The sequence below is a fragment of the Cellulomonas hominis genome, assembly GCF_005239125.1.
Classification (GTDB): Bacteria; Actinomycetota; Actinomycetes; order Actinomycetales; family Cellulomonadaceae; genus Cellulomonas; species Cellulomonas hominis_A.
Window position 1 is genome coordinate 1 of sequence record NZ_SZYE01000243.1, and the last position, 4,592, is coordinate 4,592.

3 protein-coding genes and 2 pseudogenes are annotated in these 4,592 nt (G+C 75.8%); 1 reads left to right on the forward strand and 4 read right to left on the reverse strand.

Translation table 11 applies throughout. The features are described 5' to 3' along the window. The 4 genes and pseudogenes from FA014_RS17990 to FA014_RS18005 all read right to left on the reverse strand — a co-directional run. Window positions 1-488, reverse strand: a pseudogene (locus tag FA014_RS17990) (hypothetical protein); the annotation flags it as partial. Between the two features lie 229 nt (window positions 489-717). Then, window positions 718-1,557, reverse strand: a complete 840-nt coding sequence (locus FA014_RS17995) for a formate/nitrite transporter family protein (RefSeq protein ID WP_154730997.1) — start codon at window positions 1,555-1,557, stop codon at window positions 718-720. A 63-nt stretch (window positions 1,558-1,620) separates the two neighbouring features. Then, entirely contained in the window at window positions 1,621-2,745 is a 1,125-nt protein-coding gene (gene rlmC, locus FA014_RS18000; protein WP_154730998.1) for a 23S rRNA (uracil(747)-C(5))-methyltransferase RlmC, read from the reverse strand. A gap of 68 nt (window positions 2,746-2,813) precedes the next feature. Next, window positions 2,814-4,256 carry an NAD-dependent malic enzyme gene (locus FA014_RS18005; RefSeq protein WP_154730999.1) on the reverse strand — a complete coding sequence of 481 codons (1,443 nt, stop codon included), beginning with the start codon at window positions 4,254-4,256 and terminating at the stop codon, window positions 2,814-2,816. Between the two features lie 87 nt (window positions 4,257-4,343). Here FA014_RS18005 and FA014_RS18010 point away from each other — a divergent pair. Then, a pseudogene (locus FA014_RS18010) lies at window positions 4,344-4,592 on the forward strand (hypothetical protein); the annotation flags it as partial.

Consider the following 4,592-nt stretch of genomic DNA (forward strand, 5'->3'; position numbering starts at 1 on the left):
CCCGCGGCGCCCGGCAGCGCCGAGGTCGGGGGAGTCTCCGGCGCCGGCGGGGTCGGGGCCGGGCGCACGGCGCGATGCGTGCTGGTGCCGCGGGACGGGGTGCCGGTGGTCGCGGTGGTCGCGGTGGCCGGGTTGGCGGTGCCGGTGGCCGCGGGTGCGGTGGGCCGGGCGGCCGCGTCAGGGGCTCCGGTGGCCGCGGCCCCGGTCGGTGCAGCGGTGTCCCGGGCCGTCGCGCCCGACGCGGGGACGGTGGGCACCCGCTCGGTGGGCGTGGTCGGCGTGCGGGGCGTGCTCGGCGTGCGCGGGGCGGTCCCGGAACGGGGTGCGGTCGCCCCGCTCGTGGCGGCCGACCCGGTCGCGCCGGCCCCGCCGGTCGCCGCCGTCGTGCCGGCCTCGTCGGCCGTGCCCGGCTCCGACGCGGGCTGCTCCGCGGGGTCGGGCGTGGTCGACGTCGCGTCGTCCTGCTCGCGGTCCGAGGTGCTGCTCATGTCTGCTCCCTTGTCGCCGGCTCACGGTGTGCGGGGCAGGAGCGTCAGGCGCCTCCCGCGCAGCGGCTTCGGTGTGGACGCGGCCGTGCTGGTCACGTCGGTTCTCCGTCCGACGGTAGAGCGCCTGGTCGCCACCTGCCCCCCGGCGCGCCCGAGATGTCCGGATCCGGGTGCGATCCTGAGTGCCGGAGCGGGTGCGCGCGCGACCGGTGCCCGACCGGCCCCGGGCTCAGCGCGTCGCGGGGGCCAGCGCCTCGGGCGTCGGCGCGACCGGCTCGGCGGCGTCGGCCGGCACCCGCGCGGGCGCGGCGGCGACGGCGTTCGCGGCGCCGACGAGCAGCCCGCCGCCGACCAGGTTCCCGAGCCCGACGAACAGCACGTTCCGCGCGAACTCCGCGACCGTGGCGCCGTCCAGCCCGCCGACCAGGCCGAACGAGAACGTCGTCATGTTGGCGACCACGTGCTCGAACCCGGAGGTGATGAACACCATCACGCAGGCGAAGATGACGACGATCTTGGCGACCTCGTTCTGCAGCCGGCCGGCGCACCAGATGGCCAGGCAGACCATCAGGTTGCACATGACGCCGCGGAAGAACAGCTCGGTGCCCGACTCCTCGGCCTTGTGCGCGATCATCGACGCGATCATCCGGCCCGCCGGGCGGTCGGGGCCCAGCGCTCCCGACAGGTGCAGGATCACGGCCAGCACGAACGCGCCCAGCAGGTTGCCGGCCAGGCAGGCCAGCAGCGTCGCGCCGGCGCGGGCCCAGGAGATCGTCCCGCGCATGGCGCCCTGGGTGAAGACCATCATCCCGGAGGTGGCGAGCTCGCCGCCGGCGACCACGACGATCGTCAGGGCGACGCCGAACACCAGGCCCTGCACCAGCGGGGTGAACCCGGATCCGGCGTCGGCGAGCGGGCCGCCGGCGGTCGCCATGATGACCACGCCGAGGCCGATGTAGGCCCCCGCGAGCATGGTGTTGACGAGGTAGACGCCGGGGCGGCGGGCGAGGTCCGTCTTCGTCCGGGCCGCCTGCGTCTGGTAGTCGAGGGCCTCGGCGACGCTGAGCATGCGATCAGGGTCCTGCCCCGCAGGGGCCCAGACGTGGGACGAAAGGCACGCCCCGCCGCCGGCTCAGTCCCGGGACAGCGCGACGACCACCTCGTAGTGGCCCGTCTGGGGGAACATGTCGAGCAGGCGGGCCCGGCGCGGGCGCAGCGACGGCATCGCGGCCAGGTCGCGCGCGAGCGACGCGGCGTTGCACGACGAGTACACGACGTCCCGGACGCCCGACCCCTCGAGCCACCCCGCGAGGGCGGGACCGATGCCGCGCCGCGGCGGGTTCACGATCACCAGGTCCGGCGGGGCGCCGGCCCCGAGGGCGAACGCCGTCGCGTCACCCGCGGCGAACCGCACGTCGGCCAGGCCGAGGTCGGCGCGGCTCTGCTCGGCGCTCGCCACCGCCTCGGCCGAGGTCTCGATGCCGACGACCGCGCGACCCGGCCGGGCGACGTGCAGCGCGAACCCGCCGACCCCGCAGTACAGGTCCCACACCGAGCGCGGGTCGGCGGCGTCCACCCACTCCCGCCCGATCCGGTAGAGGGTCGCGGCGACGTCGGTGTTGGTCTGGAAGAAGCTCTGCGGGCGCAGGTGCAGGTCGACGTCGTTGACCCGCATCCGCAGGGTGGCGCGCTCCGTCAGCACGACCTCCTGCTCGCCCTCGAGGACCGCCTTGTGCTCCGGCAGCAGGTTCGCGGAGACGACCACGGCCCGCGGCAGCGCCGCGAGCAGCCAGGGCAGGTGCTTGCGCAGCCGCGGCAGCGCCTCGGAGGAGCGCAGCACGAACCGGACGAGCAGCTCGCCGTCGGGGGACTCGGTGACCAGCACGTACTTGAGCTCGCCGCGCCGCGTCGGCACGTCGTACGGCACCAGCCGGGCCAGCGTCACGAACTGAGCCAGCACCGGCAGAGAAGCCTGCAGCGACGCCGGGTAGAGGCCGCAGTCCCGCAGGTCGACGCCGACCCCGCCGGGGTCGAGGATGCCCAGCGTGGGCGCGTCGACGGTGCCGCCGACCGCCATCTTGGCCTTGTTCCGGAAGCCGGACTCCGCGCTCGCCACCGGGGGCAGCCAGTCGAGCGGCCCGAACGGGTCGACCAGCTCCCGGCAGCGCTCCTGCTTGGCGGCGAGCTGGTCGGCGTAGGGCTGCTCGATCCAGGTGCAGGAGCGACACCGGGCGGCGTCGAAGTGGTGGCACTGCACCGGGCGATCCTACGGCGGGCACCGCCCGACTCCCGGGGCACGGTCGTGCCCCGGCGGGCTGCCGCGGGTCAGGCCCGCGGGACCGGGACGACCGCCACCGACCCCGTGTCGGCCCGCGGCCCGGCCGTCGCGCCCGCCACCTGCGCGACCGCCGCGGCGACGGTCGAGGCCACGTCCGGGTGGAACACGCTCGGGATGATGTACGCCGGGTTCAGCTCGTCGTCGGTCACCACCGAGGCGAGCGCCCGCGCCGCCGCCAGCAGCATCGCGTCGGTGATGACGTGCGACCGGGCGTCGAGCAGCCCCCGGAACACGCCCGGGAACGCCAGCACGTTGTTGATCTGGTTCGCGACGTCGCTGCGTCCGGTGCCGACCACCGCCGCGTACCGCGCCGCCTCGGCGGGGTCGATCTCCGGCCGGGGGTTCGCCATCGCGAACACGATCGCGTCCCGGGCCATCGTCGCGATGTCCTCGCCGGTGATGATGTTCGGCGCGCTCACCCCGATGAACACGTCCGCGCCGGACAGCGCCCCCCGCAGCTCGCCTGTCACGCCGCGCGGGTTGGTGCGCTCGGCGATCCAGCGCAGCTCGGGCGACGCCAGCTCCCGCCCGGCGTGCACGATGCCGTCGATGTCGGCGACCACCACGTCGTGCACGCCGGCGGCGAGCAGCAGCTTGAGCACCGCGGTGCCCGCCGCCCCCGCGCCGGACAGCACGACCCGGACCTGGCCGATCTCCTTGCGGACGACCTTCAGCGCGTTCGTCAGCGCCGCGGTCACGACGATCGCCGTGCCGTGCTGGTCGTCGTGGAACACCGGGATGTCCAGGCGCTCGCGGAGCCGCCGCTCGATCTCGAAGCACCGCGGCGCCGAGATGTCCTCCAGGTTGATCCCGGCGAAGACGGGCGCGACCCGGACGACGGTCTCGACGATCTCGTCGACGTCCTGGGTGTCGAGGGCGAGCGGGAACGCGTCGATCCCGGCGAACCGCTTGAACAGCGCCGCCTTGCCCTCCATCACCGGCAGCGACGCGAGCGGCCCGATGTCCCCGAGCCCGAGCACCGCGCTGCCGTCGGTGACCACGGCGATGGTGTTCCGCTTGATCGTCAGGCGGCGCGCGTCGTCCGGCCGGGCCGCGATGGCCTCGCAGATGCGGGCGACACCCGGGGTGTACGCCATCGACAGGTCGTCGCGGTTGCGCAGCGGCACCTTCGACTCGATCGACAGCTTGCCGCCCAGGTGCATGAGGAACGTCCGGTCGCTGACCCGCTCGACGTCGACGCCGGGCAGCGCGCGCAGGGCCGCCACGATCTGCGCGGCGTGCTCCTCGCCGCTCGTCGCGCACGTGACGTCCACGGTCAGCCGCTCGTGCCCGGACGCCGTGACGTCGAGGGCGGTGACGATCCCGCCGGTCTGCTCGATCGCGGACGTCAGCTCGGAGACGGCCGTGGGCCTGGCCTCCACGTGCAGGCGCGCGGTGATGGACGAGGACACGCTCGGCGTCGAGGGCATGGAGTCAGTGTGGCCCGGAACACGGCCCCGCGCCCACGCCGGGACCCGGCGCGCCGCACGCCGCGCCGGCGCTCGTAGGGTGGCCGCGTGCTGCCCGTCGCCCCGCCCCCGCCCCCTCCCGGGGGCGACGACCCGCTCGCGCCCCTGCTCGACCTGCCCGGGGTCCGCGCGGCCGTCGACCGCGCGCGGACCGCCTGCGAGGAGCTGCGCTGGCACGAGGCGTTCCGGCGGCGGTGGCGCGAGGTGCGCGCCGAGGCGGACCTGCGCGCGGCGCGGGCGAGCGCCGCGGCGGACGGGGCGCGGGTGCCGCTGGACGCCCTGCGCGCGGTCGCCACC